This window comes from Bacillus cereus group sp. MYBK5-2, from assembly GCF_051915685.1.
Taxonomy (GTDB): Bacteria; Bacillota; Bacilli; order Bacillales; family Bacillaceae_G; genus Bacillus_A; species Bacillus_A cereus.
In genome coordinates, this window is the sequence record NZ_JBQAFE010000005.1 from 74,902 (window position 1) to 98,110 (window position 23,209).

The window sequence follows — 23,209 nt, forward strand, 5'->3', positions numbered from 1 at the left end:
TGTCATAGAAATTCTCTATCAGCCGTGTACCCATTCATGATAGAATCGTTTTGTTATGAATGGAAATAGAGGTGCAATGGACATATGAATCATATACAAACAAATTTTTCATCTTTCTTCAATAAAATTATGATCGGTGCGATGCTCGCATTTTTTGTTTATAGTTGTTGGGCAGCATTTGAGACAAGTAAGCAATTCTTTGGAGGAAGTACAACAAGTGTAACAATCATATTGGCAATTTTCGTCATACTCATTTTGTTAGTGGCATCAATTCTACAATATCGTTTTACAGATAAACAATTTCTTATTTTTCTTATAAGTATATCTATAGTTGTGAGGCTTAGTATGCTGTTATTTGTAGACGCTCCAATAATAGGTGATATGAAAGTGATGTATGAGTCTGCAAAGCAGATTGCAATTGGTAATAATATAGGGACTGTAACTCATTTGCCTTTTATTATATATGAGTCAGTAATTATTCGTATATTTGGTGATACATTATTCGCTTTACAACTATTTAATGTGTTATTTTGCGCAGGAACCACATTTTTTATTTATCGTATTACGGTAATGGTTTTTGGAGAAGAATGCGGTCGTATTGCTTCTATATTTTATGCTCTGTATATTCCAAACATATTCATGAGTTCCGTATTAACTCCTGAGTCACTTGCAATATTTTTATTTTATTTTGCTTGTTACATACTTTTATATAAAGGATTAGATCATCTTTATATGTGGGTGTTTTCAGCGATTTTATTTGCATTTAGTAATATGATTTTCCCAATGGGACTATTTCTTCCTATTTTTATCACGGTATATGTATTATTAATTGAAGTATTTCAATCAGCAACGAAACAGAAAGTGTTACTAAAGATGATAGGGATACTTATTCTGTTTTATAGTGCTCATTTTGGTGTGAATTATGGAATTAAGACAATGGGATTATCACAATATACGATTGCGAATGAGACATATGTTCAATCTGTCTTAATTGGAAAAACGAAACATGGGGAAAAAATATCGAAAAATCAAAGTGTAACAGAGCATATTGATCAAAAGTTAAAAGAGATTGAGGGAGAAAGATTTAAACTTTTAGAACCGATGATAAATCAGTTTTCAGATGAGGGGATAAATTCTATTCTTTTCAAATGTGAAAAACTGATATATATAGCCGTAACATTGTTTATGACTATAGCTCTATTACACTTCCTTATTAAGAAACAACAAAATGAGGGATATATGTTGTTCTTATTTTTAATTAGTGGCTACGTATTGCTAAGGCTCTTCCAAGTAGATATGGTATATTACAATGTAATTATGCCGGCATTGTTTATTTTGCAGAGCTTTGGTGTTTATATGAGTTATGTGTATTGTCAAAAAATATTTTTCAGAAAATAAAAAGAATCCATTCTGGATTCTTTTTTTGATGGAAGATGAAATTTAATAGTCAGTGCAGATGAAAAGTATGCCTGACCTGAATTTTATGCCGCTATTTTCCAGGAAGTAAGACCCCCATGTTAAAATTCAGCGAAAACAAAGAAATTAGGTGGGGCCCTGCTGCCCGTAAAAGCCTGATTAGTGAGGGCTAATAATCAGTGGGAAATGAACAACCCCCCACTGATTAAAGTTTTACTTTATCTTATCGATTTAGTTCTAGTTGCAAATTATCGGCTGTTAGAGCCATTTGTGAGGAATCATCTTGAATTCCTTTCATTACTTGTGAAATAGCTTGTAGTTCGTGTTCAATTTTCTTATTCTGTTCTTTTGAGTTAGACATATCTTTTACAATTTCTTGAAAGTATCGATCTGTTGCCGACATACTATCCGTTCCTTCCGATACGAGAGAGCTAATTTGTTTCACGGAAGACGAGACACGAGTAATTTGTTCATTTGTTTTTTCGACGAGCTTTGTAACGTTAAATATAGATTCTTTCGTTTGCTCTGATAATTTTCGAATTTCACCAGCAACAACAGAAAACCCCTTCCCAAATTCTCCAGCACGTGCAGACTCGATAGCAGCGTTTAGTGCGAGTAAATTTGTTTGCTCCGCAATCGATTTAACAATATCTATGATTTCATTAATTTTGTTAGAAATATTGAGAAGTTCATGAGTATCTGTAATAATCGTTTCCATATTCATTTGAATAGATCCCATTCGTTTATTCTGCTGGTTTAATTGTTCTTTCCCTTTATTTGCTTTTTCTTCAGATGTTGTAGCTAATGATGTACCTGTTTTAGCAATCTCTACAATAGTTTCAGATTTGGCGGTTAGTTTTTGAATAGAAGAGCTTGTTTTTTCAGATACAGCAGCTAGTTCTGTTGCGATATGCGTAATTGTCATAGCAGTTAATTCTTTTTCTTTCTCATGCTCTTTTTGCATTCTTTCATATTCAGATTCATAAGCTGCAAGAACAAGTTCTTGTTCAAGAGTGAATAATTTATTTATGACATTTATAGAATAGGAAAAATCATCGATTGTTGTTATTTTTGTTTGCAAAATCTTCATGATAGAGCGGAATAATTCTTGATAAGCAGCAGTATACCATCTTCGATGTAAACCAATTTGTACATGCCTTTTGGCAATCCTAACACGCTGTTCAATAAAATCTTCATGCATATTGCCGCTGAATAATTCTTTAATATGTGTTTTTAAAGTTTGTTTTAGTTTTGGAATAGAGCTGTAACGTTCAATAATAGTAATTAAATTAGGTTGTTTTGTAATGTTGGCATAGAATTTTTCAGTAATCCAATCAATTTCTGCATAAATAAAAGGCTGTAGTATTTTTACAACTTGTAAATCTTCTTTTGAAATATGTAGCATATCCATTTGAATTTTCAATTCAGAATTAGTAGGTACATTAAAAGTTATTTGTTGCTCTTTACTTAATTCGATTATACTGGCGTTTGTTTTATTAATATTTTTTTTGAAAACCCCAAGCATCATTCTTCCCCCTGTATATAAAACGTTTTCAATTTTAAAACTAATATAGAGTAATTATATATGCTTATATATAATTACTCTATATTAGTTTGTTGAATAGTACATAAATTAAGAGAATTCTATCTAGAATTCTCTTAATGGCCTTTATTAATTTTAGCATGTGTTTTAAAGAAAACAGGGAAATGCACATTATATATTACAGTGACGACACGAATAACGAATGTTACTAATAAACAAACATAGAAAGCTAATACGTGCGCCCCCATAGCGTGTGTGATTAGGAAGCTAATTGCTCCTAAGATAGAAGCGATTGCGTAAATTTCTTTTCGGAATACGTAAGGGATATCTTGAGCACAAATGTCACGCAAAATACCGCCTCCAATACCTGTAATGACTCCCATTGAAACAACTAGAAATGAGGCGTCAACATGATGTGACATTGCCGCATTTGCACCAATAGCTGTAAAAACGCCTAAGCCAACAGCATCAGAAAGCATAATAACGACTTGAAGTTTATTGATGCGTTCAAAAAACATACAAGTAAATAATGCTGATAATACACTTACGAAAAAGTAAATGGGTTTTACAAATGCGACAGGGGGCAGGTTACCGATCATAATATCACGAATAATACCGCCGCCGAGCGCAGTAGCTACAGCTAAACAAAGGACACCAAATAAATCTAAATCTTTTTTTAAACCAACTAATGTACCAGAAATGGCAGCGGCGATAATGCCAAGAAACGTAAATATATCGATTAATAACATGGCCTTAATCCCTTCCTCTTAAAGATGTTCCAGAGAAAAAATATACACTAAAGTATTGGAAATAACAATTACTTTTCGTTACATGTAGAAAAACGGATAAAATACATAAAGAAAGCGTTTGAAAATGTTTAGGGAAAAATGAAGCAAGGTTAACCTTTAGTTGTGGGATAGCTGAGTAGATGTCATTTTGTAATTATTAGATTATATATATTAATATAATAATTAATGAATGTTACTATAATGCTGATAATAAGTAGAAGAGTGTTAGATAGTTTTTATAGAGATAGGGAAGGATAGCTAAAGGATAATATTTTCTAGTACTACTTAAGGTAGAGTGGCTAGTTTCGGTATAAAAATAGTTCTCAATTTAAATATGAGTTATGTTATAATTGCTAGGTGTGTTTTAACGATAATAAATTATGATTAAAAGATAATGTTAAGATTTTGTATGGAGGTCTTGGAATGTTAGCAAATCAAGCTAGGGTTAGATTTGAGCGTTTTTTGCTCTTTTTTATTATTTTACAGCCTGTTTTAGATTTATTAACGTCTCTTAGCATCACTTTATTAAAGTCAAATGCTACCGTTGGAATTTTAGTAAGATTCCTTATTATGGCTGTTGGTGGCATTTACATTTTAATTCAGGCAAAAGAGAAGGAAAATAGAAAGTTTTTAATTTATCTTATATTATTAGCCGGAGTTTTAGGAATAGGATTTATTAATAACAAACTAGTTAAGGATCCTATTGTACTTAGTGAAGAAGTTAAATTCGTTGCGAAAGCATTATATATATATATCATGCTGGGATCATACATTTTAGCTTTAAAATCATTGAAAAAGACAGTTAATATTAGTGATAAGGTTCGAAATAGTATTGTATATTCTACATTAATCATTAACGCAATTATGGTTATTTCTATTTCAACATCTACTGACTTTGGTAGTTATGAATGGATGAAGGTTGGTTCTCGAGGTTGGTTCTATGCAGGGAATGAACTAGGTTCAATCTTAGCTATTATTTTCCCTATTGTGGTACTATATTCTATTCAAAAAACAAAGAGCTGGAAACACATTTTATATTGGATTCCATCACTTTTAATGATTTATTCGCTAATTCAAGTTGGTACAAAAGTAGGGATGGGCTCAATTGGTGCTACGTTAGCAGCAGCAATCGGAATCATTGTACTACAATTATTATTTGATAGAAAAAATCCGAACAAAAAATCCCTTGCGCTTAATGCAGTAATTGCTATTGTCCTATTAGCTGGTGTAGTTGGAACGTTTAAACAAACGCCATTAGCACAAAATATGGGTATTCACAATAATTATTTATCAGAGCAAAATGTGGCGCAGCAAGGTCAAAAAGAAAAAGAAATTAAAGAGAAGCTGAAAAAAGAGCAAGAACTTAAAGAAAAAGAAGAAAATCACCATAAAGTTGAAAAGCCAGAAGAAAAGGCGAAGATAGAAGAGGAAGTTAAGAAAGAGCTTGAGAAAGAGCAAAAGAAAGAAAATCAAGAAAATCTTATTTTCAGTGGACGTCAAGTATATGAAGAAAGACATAAGCAGTTCTTTAAAGAAGCGCCAATGTCACAAAAGTTATTAGGAATGGGTTATGCAGGTAACTTTAAATACAATGAACAAAAGCAGCCAGATCCAAAACTAATTGAAATGGACTTCCATGATTGGTTTTATGATTTCGGGATTATTGGCTTTGTATTACTAATGATTCCATTTATTTATTACGGGCTAAGAATTCTACTAGCATTTGCTACGAGATTTAAGGACATATTTAATATAAAATATGGAATGATTTCAGCAAGCTTATTGTTAGCGTTAGGTATTGCTTATATTGCAGGACATATTTTAACAGCACCAGGAGTTGGTATTTACTTTGTAGTGGTGTTAGCTTATCTAATAGTAGACCTAGAAATTGAATGATAAAAATAAAAGCTAACTTTTGTTAGCTTTTATTTTTTAGTACAGTAAAATAAAAATAGATGGAAACGTAGCGAGGATTTAAAGGAGGAAAAAATATGAGAATATTGCATATGAATGCAGGAGCAGAAGATGGGGGAGGGAAAACACATATTATTTCACTTCTCGATCAGTTTCCAGCTGGTGAAGTAGAATTAGCAGTATTTGAAGATGGAATTGTTGCGAAGGAAGCAAGGGAGTTAGGGATAAAAGTCCATGTGTTTTCACAAAAATCGCGCTATGATTTATCCATTTTAAAGAATATAAGTGAATTTATTAATAAAGAAAAATTTGATGTAGTTCATACACATGGCCCTAGGGCTAATTTCTATGTTTCTTTAATGAAAAAGAGAATAAAGGCAAAATGGGTAACGACTATTCATAGTGATCCATTTCAAGACTTTACTAAACAGGGCTTAAAAGGTTGGATTTTTACGAAATTAAATTTGAAAGCCTTAAAAAATATAGACTTATTTTTCGTTGTAACAAATAGATTGAAAAAAAGCCTGGCAGCATTAGGTATTTCAAATGAAAAGATGCATGTTATTTATAATGGAATTGAATATGATAAGGAAAAAGCAGAAGGCTATAATAAAAAAGAAATGTTCAATATTGATGAAGATGTATTTACGGCAATTCAAGTAGCGCGATTACATCCTGTCAAAGGACATGAAGTTTTATTCGATGCGTTACAACAAACAAAATTAGAGAAAATTAAAGTATTATTAGTTGGCGATGGCCCATTAGAAGAAAATCTAAAGTCATTAGCTACTGAAAAAGGGATTAACGATAAAGTAGAGTTTTTAGGACATCGTCAAGATGTAAAACAATTATTTGCGTCGTCACATGTAAATTTATTAACTTCCCATAGTGAAGGGTTCCCACTAGTTTTATTAGAAGCGGCAAATCAGCGCGTACCATCAATTGTGACTAGGGCTGGAGAAATTGAACCATTAATCGTAGATGAAACTTACGGATGGATTGTGCCGACAGGTGATGGAAAGGCATTAGCATTAGCTTTAGAAGAAGCGTATGATAAGTGGAAAACTGGAGAGTTAGCAGCAATGGGTAAACATATTTATGAGCATGCTACTATGAACTTCTCACTTCAAAAACTATATGAAGATACAAAGGAAACATATAAGCAATTAATAGCGAAAAACTTGTAATGATAGAGAGGATAGTTAACTATGGCAGTACAAACAGTTGATATTCTAGGCGTTCCTTTTTCTACAATGACAATGGATGAAACGGTCCAATATTTAAAAGAACAACTAGAAGCGGAGCGAACTCATACGTTTCAGGTAGTAACAGCAAACCCTGAAATTGTTATGTGCGCAAAAAAGGATGAAAAGTTCTATCAAACATTATTGAATACAGATTTAATTACACCTGATGGTATTGGGGTTGTAAAGGCAAGCGGGATGCTTGGTACACCTTTAAAAGAACGTGTAGCAGGTTTTGATTTAATGTGTAATTTACTTGCGAAATTATCAGAAGATAGTAAGCCGGTATCTGTTTTCTTATTAGGTGCAAAGCCGCATGTTGTACAAGCTGCAGCAGATCATTTAACAAAGACATATTCAGCTGTATCCATCGCTGGTATACAAGATGGTTATTTTAAACAAGAAGACGAAGAGAATATTATTTCTCGCATTCAAGAAGCAAAACCAGATTTATTACTTGTTGCACTTGGTTTCCCGAGACAAGAGAACTTTATCCAAAACAATAAGCATCGTTTAGAAACGAAAATGGCTGTTGGAGTGGGTGGAAGTTTAGACGTATGGGCTGGAGAGGTAAAACGCGCACCAAAATGGATTCAAGCGATTCATTTAGAGTGGTTTTATAGATTATGCAGTAATCCAACACGCTGGCGTCGTCAGTTAGTATTAGCGGAATTTTTAAAAGAAGTAATGCGTTCGAAAAAGTAGCGAAATATCGCTGCTTTTTTTATTTGTTCATTTTTAATAAATTGAAACTTTAATCAGTGAGGCATCCCCACTGATTATTAGCTCTCACCAATCGGGATAGACGTTTTACTTTTTGGGAATGATGAAGGAGAATTTTTTACACAAAAGTATTTTACTTATACAATTCACACATGTAAAATGATGTGTAAAGACACCTGTGTGAGGAGGACTTCTAGTGGGCAAGGTAAAAGAAATTTCGAAGCGCAAACTACTTGGTATAGCTGGGCTTGGATGGCTATTTGATGCAATGGATGTTGGAATGCTTTCATTTGTAATGGTAGCCTTGCAAAAGGATTGGGGATTAAGTACGCAAGAAATGGGCTGGATAGGCAGTATTAACTCAATCGGTATGGCAGTAGGAGCGCTTATTTTTGGGATACTATCAGATAAAATAGGGCGGAAATCAGTCTTTATTATTACATTATTGTTATTTTCTATCGGTAGTGGTTTAACTGCATTAACAACAACACTTGCAATGTTTCTCGTTTTACGCTTTTTAATTGGTATGGGGCTTGGCGGAGAGCTTCCAGTTGCCTCTACACTAGTATCAGAGAGTGTTGAAGCGCATGAGCGTGGGAAAATTGTTGTGTTATTAGAAAGTTTTTGGGCAGGTGGATGGCTAATTGCAGCTCTTATCTCGTATTTTGTTATTCCTAAATATGGTTGGGAAGTTGCGATGGTATTGAGTGCAATTCCAGCACTATATGCTTTATATTTAAGATGGAATTTACCGGATTCCCCAAGGTTCCAAAAAGTTGAAAAAAGGCCATCTGTTATTGAAAATATAAAATCAGTTTGGTCTGGGGAATATCGTAAAGCAACAATTATGCTATGGATTCTATGGTTTTGTGTTGTCTTTTCCTATTATGGAATGTTCCTTTGGTTACCGAGTGTAATGGTGCTAAAAGGATTTAGTTTAATAAAAAGTTTCCAATACGTACTTATTATGACGTTAGCTCAACTTCCAGGATATTTCACCGCTGCTTGGTTTATTGAACGTCTCGGTCGTAAATTTGTTTTGGTTACGTATTTAATTGGGACAGCTTGCAGTGCTTATTTGTTTGGGGTTGCGGATTCATTAACAGTATTAATTGTGGCAGGTATGCTACTATCCTTCTTTAACTTAGGTGCTTGGGGAGCATTATACGCCTATACACCTGAGCAGTATCCAACGGTTATTCGTGGTACAGGTGCAGGAATGGCAGCAGCATTTGGTCGTATTGGTGGTATTCTTGGGCCACTATTAGTGGGATATTTAGTTGCTTCAGAAGCTTCACTATCATTAATATTTACGATTTTCTGTGGATCAATTTTAATTGGTGTATTCGCTGTAATAATACTTGGACAGGAAACGAAGCAACGAGAATTAGTATAAAGTGAAAATTTAAACGTATCCCTGACCGTTTATTATCCTACACTACTCGGCTCTTTATAGGCAGTTAGTGCGGGATAAAAGGGGAGAGGAAACCGAAGTGGTTTCCTTTTTTCTGTTTTTTTAGATAAATAATGGTATAGTAAGAAAAAGGGATTGTTTCTTATAAAAGCGAATGTATACAACAGGACATATGGACAAAGAATTAGGTGGTTGAAGAAATGAAAATTTTACTGATCATGGAAGAGGCAGAAGAGAGAAGAGAGTTAGCTGAAAATTTCACTGAAAATATGAGAAATGTAGAATGTTTTGAAGCAAAGACAGGAACAGAATCTTTATTTATGATGAAAAAACATATACCAGACTTTGTTTTTTTAAGTTCCAAATTACTAGATGGTACTGGTTTTGAATATGCAAGTTTATTACGAGAAATAAATTGCTATACAAAATTTATTTTTGTAGGTGAAAACATAGAAGAATCTATTACAGCCTTTCGTTTCCAAGCATTTTATTATTTATTGCGACCATTTCGTGAAGAAGATTTACAATTTCTTTTATATAAAATAGGTAAAGAACAAGGTGAGAAAGCAAAGAGTTATTTGCGAAAACTACCGATAGAAAGTCAAGAGGGTATACGATATATTCTTCCAGAAGATATCGTATATGTAAGTAAAAATAAAGAAAATAAAACTGTTTCAATTTACACAACGAATAATCAGTATATTTCAACATATACACTTCAGGAATTAGAAAATAAGCTAAATGCATATGATTTTTTACGTGTACATAAAAGCTATTTAATTAATATGTCATATGTAAAAGAACTGAAACCTTATTATAATGGCACGTATAATTTGTATTTAGATAGGTATGATGAGCAACCGATTCCAGTCAGTCGTAATTATGTAAAACGCCTTCGAAATAACATTGAATTATAGTAGGTAATGAGAGTAATTTAACATGATAAACTGAAAATCCTTCATGATAGGGAGGATTCAAGTTAAATATTCAGAAAATTTAGTACAATCTCCACTAAGAAATAGTATTGGGGGAATTGTATGTGAAGACATTGAAATCGATCTTACTTTGGGGCGTTATTACAGCAGTAGGAGCAGGTGCTTTTGGGGTAATAGCTTTATCACAAGGTGAAACCATTAATGCTGTATGGCTCTTAGTAGCTGCCGTATGTGTATATGCAGTTGCTTACCGCTTTTATAGTAGATTTATAGCGAGAAAGGTTTTTAATTTAGATGATAATCGGCAAACACCAGCCCATACATTAAACGATGGGAAAGACTATGTTCCAACAAATAAGTGGGTATTGTTTGGACATCACTTTGCAGCGATTGCTGGGGCGGGACCTTTAGTAGGACCGATTTTAGCAGCACAAATGGGATATTTACCAGGAACCATTTGGATTATTGTTGGGGTAGTTGTTGCGGGGGCTGTCCAAGATTTTGTCATTTTATTTGCTTCGATGAGACGTAATGGTAAATCGTTAGGAGAAATGATTAAAGATGAGATTGGACCTGTTACAGGACTAATTGCAATGATAGGTATTTTAGGAATTATGATTATTTTATTAGCAGTATTAGCATTAGTCGTAGTAAAGGCACTAATCGGAAGTCCATGGGGAATGTTTACGATAGCAGCAACGATTCCTATCGCTATTTTAATGGGAGTTTATATGCGCTATATTAGGCCTGGTCGTGTTGGAGAAGGATCAGTAATTGGTATTATCCTACTTATTTTATCTCTTGTTGGAGGACAGTATGTAGCAGAAAATCCAACACTTGCAAGTATGTTCACATTTAGTGGTGAAACAATTGCTATTATGCTTATTGTATATGGATTTATCGCATCGGCATTACCAGTTTGGATGCTTTTAGCACCACGTGATTATTTAAGTACATTTTTAAAAGTCGGAACAATTGTAGGGTTAGCAATCGGTATCTTAATTGTAGCACCAGATTTACAAATGCCAGCAGTTTCGAAATTTATTGATGGAACTGGTCCTGTGTTTTCTGGAAACTTATTCCCGTTCTTATTTATTACTATTGCTTGTGGTGCAGTGTCTGGATTCCATGCTCTCGTTTCATCAGGTACGACGCCGAAGATGATCGAGCAAGAGGGACACGCACAGCCAATCGGTTATGGAGCAATGTTAATGGAGTCGTTTGTAGCAGCGATGGCGATGATTGCAGCTTGTGTATTAACACCGGGAACGTATTTTGCAATTAATAGCCCCGCAGCACTTATCGGTACAGATGTTTTGCAGGCAGCTCAAGTTATTTCCTCATGGGGATTTGCTATTACACCAAATGAACTAAAAGATCTCGCTGTAAATGTTGGAGAGCAAACAATTTTATCACGTACAGGTGGTGCGCCAACATTAGCGATAGGTATGGCATATATTTTCTCACAAGTAATAGGTGGAACGGCCATGATGGCATTTTGGTATCATTTTGCGATTCTCTTTGAAGCTCTATTCATTTTAACAACAATTGATGCCGGAACGCGTGTCGGCCGATTTATGATTCAAGATATTTTAGGGCATGTATATAAGCCATTTGGGAAAACGGATTCTACATTAGCGAATGTAATCGCTACAACATTATGTGTATTAGGGTGGGGATATTTCTTATACCAAGGGGTAATAGATCCGCTCGGTGGAATTAATACATTATGGCCACTTTTCGGTATTGCAAATCAAATGCTAGCAGGTATTGCATTATTACTTGGAACGACAATTTTGTTTAAAATGGGAAAAAAGGCGTACGTTTGGGTAACACTTATTCCAACTATCGGGTTGCTGATTGTAACGATGACGGCGGGATATCAAAAGCTATTTCATGAAAATCCTAAAATTGGATTTCTATCGCATGCAAAGGTATTTCAGGGAGCATTAGATGAGGGAAAAGTGTTAGCGCCAGCTAAAAATGTCGCTCAAATGAAGCAAATTATTTTCAATGATTATATTGATGCAGCGCTTTGCGGAATTTTTATGATAGTTGTAATCGCTGTGTTAATTTCAGCACTTCGAATTTGGATACAAGTATTAAGAAATAAGCCAATGCCGTTAAAGGAGGCACCATATATTCCGAGAGATGAAAGTGAGTCGAGGAACTATGCTTAAAAAGCTGTGGCAAGTATGGAGGGAAAGAAAACGCTTTATTAGTTTGCTCGTTGGGGTACCAAGTTATGAAGTATATGTGGAGCATATGAAAAAGCATCATCCTGAAGAAGAGGTTGTATGTCAAAAGCAATTTTTTGCTGAGGCACAAGAAGCAAGATTTAACGCAAAGGGTGGAAAAATATCACGCTGTTGTTAATGAAAAAGGGCGAGTTTTCGCCCTTTTTATTTTTTGCTGTTTCACGTGGAACAGCAAAAAATAAATAAAAACTTTGGGAATTATAGGGATTTCGTATACAATAAAGTAAGGAAAGGGATAGATAGAAAAGTAAGGAGATCATTTTATGTTAAAGGACTTATTTGTAAATACAACAATTATTCTTTCCTTTATTTTTGTTGGAGGTCAGCTTTTAAGAGATAAGCCGTTAAAAGAAGGATTCTCTTTTGGGCAGAAATGTGTAGTAGGCATTTTTACTGGGATACTAGGTATATTACTAATGTATTTCGGTGTTCGTGTTGGTACCATCCTATTGGATTTACGCTACTTAGCTGTTATTCTAGCTGTTATTATTGGAGGGCCGATAGCGAGTACCATAACAATTATTATGATTTTAGTAACTAGACTGTTGTTTATGGATTATTCATTAGCTTCTCAAGTGGCCTTTTATACAATCATTGCGATAGGAATAGGGAGTATCTTTATTTCGCGTATGAAGCTTTCTTTAGGGGAAAAGTGGGTATGGTTACACGCATATATTTTATCTATTCTAATCCCAGCGTTATATATATGGTTAATTAAAGAGATCCACATAGTGGGATTATATTTAATTTCTAGTATTATTACAGGTTACATAACATTCATAAGTGCAAATTATGTTTTACAATCCAATGAGCTATTTCAAACGATGAAGCAATACGCAACGATAGATGCATTGACAGGTCTAGGAAACGTAAGACAGTTTGATTTAGAGATGAATCGTCATATTAGTAATAAACACTTGAAAAACGATTCACTTTGTTTACTACTTATAGATATTGACCATTTTAAGCATGTAAATGATACGTATGGGCACCCAGCGGGAGACGAAGTGTTAAAACAAGTAGGGCATATTTTGCGAGAAATGTCAGCATTTCCGGATTTGGTTTTTCGAAAGGGTGGAGAGGAGTTTGCGCTTTTGATACCAAGGAAAGGAATAGCTTATGGAATTCATGTTGGGGAACAAACTCGTATAGCTGTTGAAAAACATTCATTTGAATTGTTAGATGGAACAAAAATAAAAATTACAGTTTCGGTAGGGGTTTCAGAGTATGAAGGGGCATCAGAGCAATTTATTCAAGCGGCGGATGATGCGTTATACTACTCGAAACGAAATGGTAGAAATAAGGTCAGCTCTGTATCTTAAAGATAAGATGACCAGAAGACATAAAGCTTATAAAAAACACTCACAGAGGCAATGTATGAACTTTGTGAGTGTTTTTTATTTATATATTAGACAAGCTCTTTTGATACAACAAATTTACGATATGCACCATGGTGAGTTGGACCTACGTATTCGTTAATTTTGAATGAGTAACGAATAGCAGCCGTGATGAATTCTTTAGCAGTTTTTACTGCTTCTTTCACAGGTTTTCCTTTTGCAAGTTCTGCTGTAATTGCAGCAGAATATGTGCAACCTGCGCCGTGTGTATTTGTCGTATCAATTTTTTCTGATTCTAGAAGGTCGAATGTTTCTCCATCATATAGGACGTCGATTGCAGTTTCCGTACCAAGTTTGCTACCGCCTTTAATTAGGACGTATTTCGCACCTAAAGCATGGATCTTTTTCGCTGCTTCTTTCATGTCTTCAAGAGAATTAATCTTTACGCCACTTAATTGGTAAGCTTCAAATAAGTTTGGTGTTACAACTAATGCCTTTGGCACAAGAACGTCACGTAAGCAGTCATTCGTTTCAGGATGTAATGCTTCATCAGCACCTTTACATACCATAACAGGGTCAACTACTACATTATTGAAATTGTGCTTTTCGATTGTTTCTGCAACCATTTCAATAATTTCTACTGATCCAAGCATACCTGTTTTTAAAGCGTCTACGCCAACACCTTCAATTGTTGTTTCTAATTGTGGTTTTAATGTAGAAGCTGGGATTGGAAATACGTTATGTGCCCAACCGTTATGTGGATCCATCGTTACGATTGTTGTAAGAGATGTCATTCCGTATACGCCCAGTTCTTGGAATGTTTTTAAATCTGCTTGTATACCAGCACCGCCACTTGTGTCAGAACCAGCGATAGTAAGTGCTTTATTTAATGTCATTATGAAAGCCCCCTCGAGTGATATAATGAAAACTATGTTCTCACCATTATATCAATGTTACGAATAAGTACAAAGTGAAAAGTAGATGATTTATTTTAAGAGCTATTTAAAATCTTGTATGCAGGAGACTGAGTATGTTTCGAGATAATCGTACAAATGAATTAGTTATATTAAAGGAAATTGCAGAAACATTAAATACATCAAATGATACATATCATGTATTGCAAGCTGTCCTAGAGAAATTACTAAGTGTAACAGGTTTAACGACAGGATGGATTTTTCTTGCGGATGAAAATGGGAAGTATACGAAGTTAATTGACTATCAATTACCAGAGGCACTGACATATGAAAATAAACGCCCGATGTGCGAAGGTGAATGTTGGTGTTTACGAGGTTTTGTAGATGGAAAATTAGAGAGAGCCGTTAATATTATTGAATGTAAAAGAATTAATAATGCAATTGAATATAATTGGGGAGATACGGAGGGCATTCTTCATCATGCTACGGTTCCTTTAAAAGCTGGGGGAGAAAAATTTGGGGTGTTAAATGTTGCAAGTCCGGGTAAAACACATTTTTCAGAAGAAGAATTAGTATTACTCCAATCGGTTGCTTTCCAAATTGGTACGGCTTTAAAGCGAACAAAATTATATGAAAATGAAAAGAGAAGAGCACATTATTATGTGAAATTAGAGCGTTTCATTCAAGATTTAAAAACGATTCATAAGTTTAATGTACTACCTGAAAAAGTGGTAAATCACGTAGGTGAAGTATTTCAATGGAATCAAGTAGCGCTTTTTATTAGGGAGGAAAAAGAATTATCTCTGCGAGCGTCTTACGTTCAGGAAGAGTTACAAGAGGATGTAAAAGAGGCGGCCAAGAGGGCGTTAGAACAAGATGAACCAGTTCTAATAAAACATCAAATAGGACATAATGTACATCTAAATCGAGCTGTTATTGCTACACCAATACATATTCAAAACCATATATTTGGTGTTTTATGTGTTAGCTTGAATAATGGAGAGTTTGATGCTAATACAATAGACGTAATTCAAGCATTATCGAACCATGTTTCGTTAATAATAGAGAATTTGAGGTTAAACGAGCAGCGCCGTGAACTTGTACGAATGGAAGAAAGAAATCGGTTAGCAAGAGATTTACATGATTCTGTTTCGCAAAAATTATTTTCATTAACCTTCATGACAAAAGGCGCCGAGGCAGTTTTAAAAGGTAAAAATGAAAAGGTAGATCAATCTTTGCATGAGATGCGTGAACTTGCGCAAGGAGCTTTGAAAGAAATGAGGACATTAATTTGGCAGCTTCGTCCGGCAGGATTAGAAAAAGGATTATTGCCAGCTCTAAAGCAGTACGGTGAAAATTTGGGACTGAAAATTAGGGAGCAAGTTACGGGTGTTCGTGATTTACCTCGTGTAGTAGAAGAAGCTTTGTGGCGCATAGGCCAAGAAGCACTGAACAATGTAAGTAAGCATGCAGGTGTAAAAGAAGCGACGATTTATTTTACAGTGAATGAGAAAAATGTATCATTAGAAATAGTTGATCAAGGAAAGGGCTTTGTGGAAAAGAATATAAAAGAAAAGAAATCACTAGGTATGACTACGATGCGTGAAAGAGTAGAATTAGTTGGTGGAACAATTAAAATTGTAAGTAGTAATAAACGAACGAGCGTAAAAGTAAATGTACCATTATGATGTGAAAATGAGGGAAGTTTGTGAAAATAAAAGTATTGTTAGTTGATGATCATACAGTCGTTTTAAAAGGATTAGCATTTTTCTTAAGTACACAGGAAGATTTAGAGTTAGTTGGAGAAGCGAATAATGGGAAAGAAGCGTTAGTGAAAGTAGGAGAAACAAATCCCGATGTTATATTAATGGATTTATATATGCCTGAAATGGATGGTGTTGAGGCGACGGCATATATAAAAAAAGAGTATCCAAATGTGAAAGTAATTGTATTAACTAGCTTTTCTGATCAGGCGCATGTGTTACCTGCATTAAGGGCTGGAGCAAGTGGGTATATTTTAAAAGATGTAGAACCAGATCAGCTTGTTGAGGCTATTCGAAGCGCATATAAAGGTAATATTCAATTACATCCGGATATAGCAAATGCTCTTCTCTCTCAAACATTACCTGTAGAAGAAAAGGAAGAAGAACCTTCTATTCAAGTGGATGTGCTAACAGCGAGAGAAAATGAAGTATTGCAGCTATTAGCGAAAGGGATGAGCAATAAGGAAATTGCATCTGTTTTAGTTATTACAGAAAAGACGGTTAAGGCGCATGTAAGTAGCATTTTGAGTAAGTTGAATTTATCTGATCGTACGCAAGCGGCATTATATGCAGTTAAAAATGGAATTGTATAAGACGAAAGTCGTAAGACCAAGTTCGCCTTTAGAAGGTGGACTTTTTTTATGGAAAAATACGTCTATGTGAGGACGAAATTGTCTTTATATAAAGATAAAATATGTTTGTAAGCAACAAAACAACAATTACAAGGGATACCTTTTTTGAAAGCATATAACAACATAAGAGTGAGTACTAGGAGGAATAAATAATGGCAACAGTTTTATTCGTTAAAGCAAATAACCGTCCAGCGGAACAAGCAGTTAGTGTAAAATTATATGAGGCATTTTTAGTGAACTATAAAGAAGCACACCCAAATGATACAGTAGTAGAACTTGATTTATATAAAGAAGAATTACCATACGTAGGCGTAGACATGGTCAATGGTACATTCAAGGTAGGTAAAGGATTTGATTTAACAGAAGAAGAAGCAAAAGCAGTAGCAGTTGCTGATAAGTATTTAAATCAATTCCTAGAAGCTGATAAAGTTATTTTCGGCTTCCCATTATGGAACTTAACGATTCCAGCAGTATTGCACACATATATTGATTATTTAAACCGTGCTGGTAAAACGTTTAAATATACGCCAGAGGGTCCAGTTGGCCTAATTGGAGATAAGAAGATTGCATTATTAAATGCAAGAGGCGGCGTATATTCAGAAGGTCCAGCAGCTGAGGTAGAAATGGCTGTTAAATATGTAGCAAGTATGATGGGCTTCTTCGGCGTAACAAACATGGAAACAGTAGTTATTGAAGGGCATAACCAATTCCCAGATAAAGCAGAAGAAATCATCGCTGCAGGTCTTGAAGAAGCAGCTAAAGTAGCAAGTAAATTTTAATTAAAATTATAATCGTCACTCGAAAAAAGCAGCATTAACATGTAAACGTTAATGCTGCTTTTTTATATTTTTAGTTCATCAGCAAGCTTTTCTAATGTATTTCGATCTTGTATATAATATGTTCGGCCTTCTTTTCTTAAATAATTTTGTTGGCAAAACTGATTTAATACATATAAAAGATGACGGTAGCTGACATTTAAATATTCCGAGGCCTCGGTATGCTTTTCTATATAACAATTATTTTGCTCTGTTAATAAAATAAAAGCAGCTAATCGATTTTCAAAAGGATAACTATAGTTTTTTGCGTAATTTTCAGTGCGAGTAATTGTCTTTTCTCCAATAAATTTACATAAGTGCTGTAAAAACGTTGCATCTTGTAATAAAAGTTGCTGACAATCTTTAAGAGGAAGTGCCAAACACACACAATCTTCTAGTACTTCAACGGACTTAGTAATATTTTCTACTCCTATTAATCCTAATTCTCCGATAAAAGATGGTGCTTGAATAAAATTAATTAATGAAACCTTCCCGTTTTTATGACTCATATATATTTTGGCTCTCCCAGAAATTAAGTAATAGAGATAAGGAAGAGCATTTCCTTCGCTACATATCATCTCTTTCGTTTGAAAAGAATGCAGCTCTACATATGGCAAGACATGAAATGAAAATAGGGTATGGAATTGATGGATTCGCATGTATTGATAAATTTCTTCCTCATTTTTGCTGATTTTCATATTTTCACCCCTATGTATAGTATGAGATATCTCCTATTATCTTTACAAGAAGGAATGATACGATTTATGTAAATTTGTTTTTGTAGAAAAGAGAGTGTGATGAATTTATGAAAAAATATAAAACATTGTTATTTGATGTAGATGATACATTACTAGACTTCCAAAAGGCTGAAAAAGTGGCTTTACGGGTACTTTTTGAAGAGAAGGGAATCCCTTTAACAGACGAGATAGAGACTCGTTATAAAAAAATAAATAAAGGTCTTTGGGATGCTTTTGAAAAAGGTGAACTATCACGCAATGAAGTTGTAAATACACGATTCTCTCTGTTGTTTAAAGAGTATGGAGAAGAAGTAAATGGAATATTATTCGAAAATAATTATCGTAACTACTTAGAAGAAGGAAATCAACTCATGCAAGGTGCGTTTGAATTTATAAATCAAATTCAAGGGGAGTATGAATTGTATATAGTGACAAATGGTGTTTCTAAGACGCAAGATAAACGTTTGCGTAATGCAGGGTTACATTCATTATTTAAAGATGTCTTTGTTTCGGAAGATACAGGTTTTCAAAAACCGATGAAAGAGTATTTTGATTATGTTTTTGAACGGATTCCTAACTTTGCACCTGAAGAAGGGCTGATTATTGGGGATTCATTAAGCGCTGATATTAAAGGTGGATATGTAGCGGGAATTGATACTTGTTGGTTTAATCCAGAAAGGAAATTAAATGATAGTGGGATTATACCGACATATGAAGTGCATAATTTTGAGGAGTTAGAAGCGTTATTAAAGCAGCATGTGTAATAAAAATAGGCAGTGGAGCTTTCGTCCCCACTGCCTATTTTTATTAATTTTTATTTTCGTTATGTTTTGGGAGTGGAAAGGCATTCCCGATAGCAGCTGCACCAAGCATGGGCAATAGTAAATTAAGCGGGAAAAACATAAGTAATAGTAATGTTATAGCTATTGGCTTTCGTAACGCATAGCTTGAAATTGCTGTCGTTACGATGGCAACAGATGCTACTGGATCTATAGGAAGAATAGATGCTACTGCGTATCCGATACTTGAACCAGAAAATATAATTGGGAAGATATGTCCACCTCGCCACCCTGTGTTCAAACAAACGGCAGTAATGCACAACTTTAAAATCCCTGAAAGAAGTAGTATCCAAAAAGATAAATGGCTCCATTCAACAACTAATTCTTTTAATTGATGTTCCCCTGAAAATAATGTGTACGGAAGAAAAGTTCCCCCAATTCCTAATAAAATACCACCGATAATTCCGAGTGTCAGCTTGTATTCTCTAAAAGGGTGAATTAACTTTTCTAATGTGAATTCTAACTTGAAATAAAAGAAACCAACTATAGCGCCGATACTAGCAAGTGGAAGAAATGCGATCCATTCATTGAAAGAAAGTGCACCTTCCCCGAAATCAACAATAAAGGATCCACGATTATCAAGTTTACTCAGTAGTAAATAAACAGAAAAACCTGCGAAAGTAGTAGCTAAGTATACAATCGCTTTTTTTCCTTTAGAAAAAGCAGCAATTTGTTCCCCCTCATTTTCATTTGGTGCTAAATAACCGAATAATGGTGCGTTAAAAATGATACTTAAAGTAGCGCCAATTCCGATCTCGGTTAGCTCATTCATACCCTTTAAGGCAAATTTAAAGCGATCCCCTACCCATGTGCACAGTCCGCCTATAATTCCAACTAGTGCGGCTTCTGGACCAAGACTAGCACCGAAAATTAAAACAATAATCGCTGTTAAAGTAGCCCGATGGACAAAGCGATATTCGATTCGACCAGTTTTTTTATATTCAGCCATCACTTCAGGCATAAGGCGTGGGTATGTACCGAAATGTTTTTGTGATAGACCAACAAGGACCCCGCCAATTATTGTTACGCAAAGGGTGTAATAAGAGGGAAAAGAGAGAACTTCAGGCAAGTATCCCCAAATAAAGTGGATTCCAATATTTATTGTGACTAAAAATAACCAGACTGTAGCTCCTACTATAGATCCTAGAAGAATGCCATATAGAGCAAGTATGTAATGCATATCTTTTTTATTTGTCATGTTATACCTCCGTTATGTAAATCTTAGTAGGGAAAAAAGTGAAATATACTAGTGAAAAATGGATTGAATATATATAGTATCTTTTTGAGAAGATGGCCTATTCAACATATAGGCTAACTTTTGGGGAATTTGAATTTATAGGTTAAATTACTTATTTAATTTTATAGACTGATTTGAGGTTTTTAAAGGTCTTTTTTGAAATAGACTAGAATATATTTCTTTTGTTGCTTTATATGAAACTGTTAACATTTATTTTAGAACATTCAGAAAAACTGTTTGACATTAGGAAATTATTGCTATAAAATCAACGGTAATTGCATAGTCTTATCAAGAAAAGGTGGAGGGACAGGCCCGATGAAACCTTGGCAACAGCCGTATAACGGAATTGTGCCAAATCCTGCAGGTAGTAATCCTGAGAGATAAGAAAGAGCCTTTAGAGCGTGTTTTCAAACTGCTCCTTTCTTGTTTTCAGGAAAGGGGCAGTTTTTTATTTTGTATAAAAGAAAGGAGAATGAGAGATGGGAGAATCATGGGGAAAAGGAACAATTTGTGTGCAAGGTGGCTATACACCAAAGAATGGTGAACCACGTGTTTTACCACTTTATCAAAGCACAACATATAAATACGATACTTCGGATGATTTAGCAGCTCTATTTAACTTAGAGGCAGAAGGATATATTTATACACGTATTGGAAACCCTACTCTAGCAGCATTTGAGCAGAAGTTATCAGATTTAGAAGGCGGTGTAGGAGCTGTTGCAACGGCTTCTGGGCAAGCAGCTATTATGCTCGCAGTTTTAAATATTTGTAGTAGTGGAGACCATTTACTTTGCTCTTCAACTGTTTACGGGGGAACGTTTAATTTATTTGGGGTGAGTTTACGTAAGCTTGGCATTGATGTTACGTTCTTTAATCCAAATTTAACGGCAGATGAAATCACGGCGCTTGCTAATGACAAGACGAAACTTATCTATGCAGAATCGTTAGGAAATCCAGCGATGAATGTTTTAAATTTTAAAGAATTTTCAGCTGCCGCTAAAGAATTAGAGGTACCTTTTATCGTTGATAATACATTAGCAACTCCTTATTTATGCCAGGCGTTTGAACATGGGGCAAATATTATTGTTCATTCTACGACGAAGTATATCGATGGGCATGCGAGCTCCTTAGGCGGTATTGTAATTGACGGTGGAAACTTTGATTGGACAAATGGAAAGTATCCTGAACTTGTTGAACCAGATCCAAGTTATCACGGTGTAAGTTACGTTCAAAACTTTGGTGCAGCAGCGTATATTGTGAAAGCACGTGTTCAGCTATTAAGAGATTATGGAAATTGTATGAGCCCATTCAATGCATATATTAGCAATATTGGCTTAGAAACATTGCATTTACGAATGGAACGTCATAGTGAAAATGCTCTTGCAGTTGCTAAGTGGCTTGCTAATCATGAACGTATTGAATGGGTGAATTATCCAGGCTTAGATAGTAATGAAAATTACTCATTAGCACAACAGTACTTGAAAAAAGGTGCTAGTGGTGTTTTAACTTTCGGTATTAAAGGCGGATTAGAAGCAGCAAAAGAATTTATCGCAAATGTAAAACTAGCAACTCTTGTAACGCACGTAGCTGATGCACGAACTTGCGTTATACATCCTGCTAGTACGACGCATAGACAATTAAATGCTGAAGATCAGCGTTTAGCGGGTGTTACATCTGATTTAATTCGTTTATCGGTTGGTATAGAAGATGTTTCTGATATTATTGCAGATTTGGAAGCAGCTCTAGTTGGAGGCAAAACACATGCCGATCATAATTGATAAAGATTTACCGGCTCGCAAAGTGTTGCAAAAAGAAAATATTTTTGTAATGACGAAGGAGCGGGCAGAAACACAAGATATACGTGCTTTAAAAATTGCTATATTAAATTTAATGCCAACGAAACAAGATACAGAGGCGCAATTACTTCGCTTAATTGGAAACACACCGTTACAATTAGATGTTCATTTGCTTCATATGGAATCACATCTATCGCGTAATGTAACGCAAGAACATTTAACAAGCTTTTATAAAACGTTTCGTGATATTGAAAATGAAAAGTTTGATGGGCTCATTATTACAGGAGCGCCAGTGGAGACCCTTGCTTTTGAAGAGGTAGATTATTGGGAAGAGCTTAAACATATTATGGAGTATTCAAAAACGAATGTAACATCTACGCTCCATATTTGCTGGGGGGCACAGGCTGGCTTGTACTATCATTATGGTGTTCCAAAGTATCCCCTTAAGGAAAAAGTGTTCGGTGTATTTGAACATGAAGTTTGCGAGCAACATGTGAAATTATTACAAGGATTTGATGAATTGTTTTTTGCTCCGCATTCTCGTCATACAGAAGTACGAGAGAATGATATTAGAGGAGTGAAAGAATTAACATTGTTAGCAAACTCTGAAGAAGCAGGTGTTCACCTTGTTATTGGGCCAGAAGGAAGGCAAGTGTTTGCCCTTGGACATAGCGAATATAGTTGTGAGACGTTAAAACAAGAATACGAACGAGATCGTGACAAGGGATTAAATATTGATGTGCCAAAAAACTATTTTAAACATAATAATCCAGATGAAAAGCCGCTTGTTAGGTGGAGGAGTCATGGTAATTTATTATTTTCTAATTGGTTGAATTATTACGTGTATCAAGAAACCCCTTATATATTGTAAAGAAAGATTGTGTAACACGTGGCAACGTTTTCC

20 protein-coding genes, 1 pseudogene and 1 riboswitch are annotated in these 23,209 nt (G+C 34.8%); of the genes and pseudogenes, 15 read left to right on the plus strand and 6 right to left on the minus strand.

Annotation, left to right across the window (positions count from 1 at the left end; all coding sequences use genetic code 11):
* Positions 1–84: 84 nt before the first annotated feature.
* Positions 85–1,398, plus strand: coding sequence for a glycosyltransferase family 39 protein (locus tag ACTFP3_RS18245; protein WP_326035748.1), 1,314 nt, complete (start codon positions 85–87; stop codon positions 1,396–1,398).
* A 241-nt stretch (positions 1,399–1,639) separates the two neighbouring features.
* On the opposite strand, the gene ACTFP3_RS18250 is transcribed toward ACTFP3_RS18245, so the two are convergent.
* The 3 genes and pseudogenes from ACTFP3_RS18250 to ACTFP3_RS18260 all read right to left on the minus strand — a co-directional run bounded on the left by ACTFP3_RS18250 (position 1,640) and on the right by ACTFP3_RS18260 (position 3,708).
* Positions 1,640–2,380, minus strand: coding sequence for a methyl-accepting chemotaxis protein (locus ACTFP3_RS18250; protein WP_370512974.1), 741 nt, complete (start codon positions 2,378–2,380; stop codon positions 1,640–1,642).
* 15 nt (positions 2,381–2,395) lie between these two features.
* A pseudogene (locus ACTFP3_RS18255) lies at positions 2,396–2,944 on the minus strand (protoglobin family protein); the annotation flags it as partial.
* A gap of 131 nt (positions 2,945–3,075) precedes the next feature.
* Complete coding sequence (locus ACTFP3_RS18260) at positions 3,076–3,708, minus strand: trimeric intracellular cation channel family protein (RefSeq protein ID WP_000924371.1); 633 nt, start codon at positions 3,706–3,708, stop codon at positions 3,076–3,078.
* 462 nt (positions 3,709–4,170) lie between these two features.
* On the opposite strand from ACTFP3_RS18260, the gene ACTFP3_RS18265 reads away from it, so the two are divergent.
* The 8 genes from ACTFP3_RS18265 (at position 4,171) to ACTFP3_RS18300 (ending at position 13,557) form a co-directional block, all read left to right on the plus strand.
* Positions 4,171–5,643, plus strand: a complete 1,473-nt coding sequence (locus ACTFP3_RS18265) for an O-antigen ligase family protein (RefSeq protein ID WP_000880764.1) — start codon at positions 4,171–4,173, stop codon at positions 5,641–5,643.
* Between the two features lie 95 nt (positions 5,644–5,738).
* Positions 5,739–6,848 carry a glycosyltransferase family 4 protein gene (locus ACTFP3_RS18270; RefSeq protein WP_001221215.1) on the plus strand — a complete coding sequence of 370 codons (1,110 nt, stop codon included), beginning with the start codon at positions 5,739–5,741 and terminating at the stop codon, positions 6,846–6,848.
* Between the two features lie 21 nt (positions 6,849–6,869).
* Complete coding sequence (locus ACTFP3_RS18275) at positions 6,870–7,610, plus strand: WecB/TagA/CpsF family glycosyltransferase (protein WP_000290748.1); 741 nt, start codon at positions 6,870–6,872, stop codon at positions 7,608–7,610.
* 214 nt (positions 7,611–7,824) lie between these two features.
* On the plus strand, positions 7,825–9,024 hold the full coding sequence (locus ACTFP3_RS18280; RefSeq protein WP_000521075.1) for an MFS transporter: 1,200 nt from the start codon (positions 7,825–7,827) through the stop codon (positions 9,022–9,024).
* Positions 9,025–9,242: 218 nt separating this feature from the next.
* Positions 9,243–9,959: a LytR/AlgR family response regulator transcription factor gene (locus ACTFP3_RS18285; RefSeq protein ID WP_000698256.1), complete on the plus strand. Its 717-nt coding sequence runs from the start codon at positions 9,243–9,245 to the stop codon at positions 9,957–9,959.
* A gap of 122 nt (positions 9,960–10,081) precedes the next feature.
* Entirely contained in the window at positions 10,082–12,157 is a 2,076-nt protein-coding gene (cstA, locus tag ACTFP3_RS18290; RefSeq protein WP_326035749.1) for a carbon starvation protein CstA, read from the plus strand.
* On the plus strand, positions 12,150–12,353 hold the full coding sequence (locus ACTFP3_RS18295) for a YbdD/YjiX family protein (protein ID WP_243820885.1): 204 nt from the start codon (positions 12,150–12,152) through the stop codon (positions 12,351–12,353). Before cstA ends, ACTFP3_RS18295 begins: the two co-directional genes overlap by 8 nt.
* A 145-nt stretch (positions 12,354–12,498) precedes the next feature.
* Positions 12,499–13,557 carry a GGDEF domain-containing protein gene (locus ACTFP3_RS18300; RefSeq protein WP_000910191.1) on the plus strand — a complete coding sequence of 353 codons (1,059 nt, stop codon included), beginning with the start codon at positions 12,499–12,501 and terminating at the stop codon, positions 13,555–13,557.
* 86 nt (positions 13,558–13,643) lie between these two features.
* Here ACTFP3_RS18300 and pdxK read toward each other — a convergent pair whose 3' ends face one another.
* Positions 13,644–14,468: a pyridoxine/pyridoxal/pyridoxamine kinase gene (pdxK, locus tag ACTFP3_RS18305; RefSeq protein WP_000174264.1), complete on the minus strand. Its 825-nt coding sequence runs from the start codon at positions 14,466–14,468 to the stop codon at positions 13,644–13,646.
* 134 nt (positions 14,469–14,602) lie between these two features.
* Here pdxK and ACTFP3_RS18310 point away from each other — a divergent pair, with 134 nt between their 5' ends.
* The 3 genes from ACTFP3_RS18310 (at position 14,603) to ACTFP3_RS18320 (ending at position 17,660) form a co-directional block, all read left to right on the plus strand.
* A complete protein-coding gene (locus tag ACTFP3_RS18310) occupies positions 14,603–16,174 on the plus strand; it encodes a GAF domain-containing sensor histidine kinase (protein ID WP_000488144.1) in 1,572 nt (523 codons plus the stop codon).
* A 20-nt stretch (positions 16,175–16,194) separates the two neighbouring features.
* The gene (locus ACTFP3_RS18315) at positions 16,195–16,842 is read left to right on the plus strand and encodes a response regulator (protein ID WP_000695799.1); all 648 of its coding nucleotides are present in this window, start codon (positions 16,195–16,197) and stop codon (positions 16,840–16,842) included.
* A 191-nt stretch (positions 16,843–17,033) separates the two neighbouring features.
* Positions 17,034–17,660, plus strand: coding sequence for an FMN-dependent NADH-azoreductase (locus ACTFP3_RS18320; protein ID WP_440010949.1), 627 nt, complete (start codon positions 17,034–17,036; stop codon positions 17,658–17,660).
* Positions 17,661–17,722: 62 nt separating this feature from the next.
* Here ACTFP3_RS18320 and ACTFP3_RS18325 read toward each other — a convergent pair whose 3' ends face one another.
* Positions 17,723–18,394 carry a transcriptional regulator YeiL gene (locus ACTFP3_RS18325; RefSeq protein WP_000703327.1) on the minus strand — a complete coding sequence of 224 codons (672 nt, stop codon included), beginning with the start codon at positions 18,392–18,394 and terminating at the stop codon, positions 17,723–17,725.
* Between the two features lie 107 nt (positions 18,395–18,501).
* On the opposite strand from ACTFP3_RS18325, the gene ACTFP3_RS18330 reads away from it, so the two are divergent.
* Positions 18,502–19,197 carry a YjjG family noncanonical pyrimidine nucleotidase gene (locus tag ACTFP3_RS18330; RefSeq protein WP_069604551.1) on the plus strand — a complete coding sequence of 232 codons (696 nt, stop codon included), beginning with the start codon at positions 18,502–18,504 and terminating at the stop codon, positions 19,195–19,197.
* A 43-nt stretch (positions 19,198–19,240) separates the two neighbouring features.
* On the opposite strand, the gene ACTFP3_RS18335 is transcribed toward ACTFP3_RS18330, so the two are convergent.
* Positions 19,241–20,470 carry a chloride channel protein gene (locus ACTFP3_RS18335; protein WP_440010951.1) on the minus strand — a complete coding sequence of 410 codons (1,230 nt, stop codon included), beginning with the start codon at positions 20,468–20,470 and terminating at the stop codon, positions 19,241–19,243.
* 321 nt (positions 20,471–20,791) lie between these two features.
* A riboswitch (SAM riboswitch) is annotated at positions 20,792–20,896 on the plus strand.
* 92 nt (positions 20,897–20,988) lie between these two features.
* On the opposite strand from ACTFP3_RS18335, the gene ACTFP3_RS18340 reads away from it, so the two are divergent.
* Complete coding sequence (locus ACTFP3_RS18340) at positions 20,989–22,287, plus strand: bifunctional O-acetylhomoserine aminocarboxypropyltransferase/cysteine synthase (RefSeq protein WP_000504780.1); 1,299 nt, start codon at positions 20,989–20,991, stop codon at positions 22,285–22,287.
* On the plus strand, positions 22,271–23,176 hold the full coding sequence (gene metA, locus ACTFP3_RS18345) for a homoserine O-acetyltransferase MetA (protein WP_001121540.1): 906 nt from the start codon (positions 22,271–22,273) through the stop codon (positions 23,174–23,176). The genes ACTFP3_RS18340 and metA overlap by 17 nt, the downstream gene beginning before the upstream one ends.
* Positions 23,177–23,209 lie beyond the last annotated feature (33 nt).

Coding starts and splice junctions, on each gene's coding strand:
- metA (WP_001121540.1), top strand. CDS start 22,271: ATGCCGATCATAATTGATAAAGATTTACCGGCTCGCAAAGTGTTGCAA.
- ACTFP3_RS18260 (WP_000924371.1), bottom strand. CDS start 3,708: ATGTTATTAATCGATATATTTACGTTTCTTGGCATTATCGCCGCTGCC.
- ACTFP3_RS18250 (WP_370512974.1), bottom strand. CDS start 2,380: ATGCAAAAAGAGCATGAGAAAGAAAAAGAATTAACTGCTATGACAATT.
- ACTFP3_RS18270 (WP_001221215.1), top strand. CDS start 5,739: ATGAGAATATTGCATATGAATGCAGGAGCAGAAGATGGGGGAGGGAAA.
- ACTFP3_RS18335 (WP_440010951.1), bottom strand. CDS start 20,470: ATGACAAATAAAAAAGATATGCATTACATACTTGCTCTATATGGCATT.
- ACTFP3_RS18245 (WP_326035748.1), top strand. CDS start 85: ATGAATCATATACAAACAAATTTTTCATCTTTCTTCAATAAAATTATG.
- ACTFP3_RS18330 (WP_069604551.1), top strand. CDS start 18,502: ATGAAAAAATATAAAACATTGTTATTTGATGTAGATGATACATTACTA.
- ACTFP3_RS18295 (WP_243820885.1), top strand. CDS start 12,150: ATGCTTAAAAAGCTGTGGCAAGTATGGAGGGAAAGAAAACGCTTTATT.
- ACTFP3_RS18340 (WP_000504780.1), top strand. CDS start 20,989: ATGGGAGAATCATGGGGAAAAGGAACAATTTGTGTGCAAGGTGGCTAT.
- pdxK (WP_000174264.1), bottom strand. CDS start 14,468: ATGACATTAAATAAAGCACTTACTATCGCTGGTTCTGACACAAGTGGC.
- ACTFP3_RS18265 (WP_000880764.1), top strand. CDS start 4,171: ATGTTAGCAAATCAAGCTAGGGTTAGATTTGAGCGTTTTTTGCTCTTT.
- ACTFP3_RS18325 (WP_000703327.1), bottom strand. CDS start 18,394: ATGAAAATCAGCAAAAATGAGGAAGAAATTTATCAATACATGCGAATC.
- ACTFP3_RS18275 (WP_000290748.1), top strand. CDS start 6,870: ATGGCAGTACAAACAGTTGATATTCTAGGCGTTCCTTTTTCTACAATG.
- ACTFP3_RS18310 (WP_000488144.1), top strand. CDS start 14,603: ATGTTTCGAGATAATCGTACAAATGAATTAGTTATATTAAAGGAAATT.
- ACTFP3_RS18320 (WP_440010949.1), top strand. CDS start 17,034: ATGGCAACAGTTTTATTCGTTAAAGCAAATAACCGTCCAGCGGAACAA.
- ACTFP3_RS18300 (WP_000910191.1), top strand. CDS start 12,499: ATGTTAAAGGACTTATTTGTAAATACAACAATTATTCTTTCCTTTATT.
- ACTFP3_RS18285 (WP_000698256.1), top strand. CDS start 9,243: ATGAAAATTTTACTGATCATGGAAGAGGCAGAAGAGAGAAGAGAGTTA.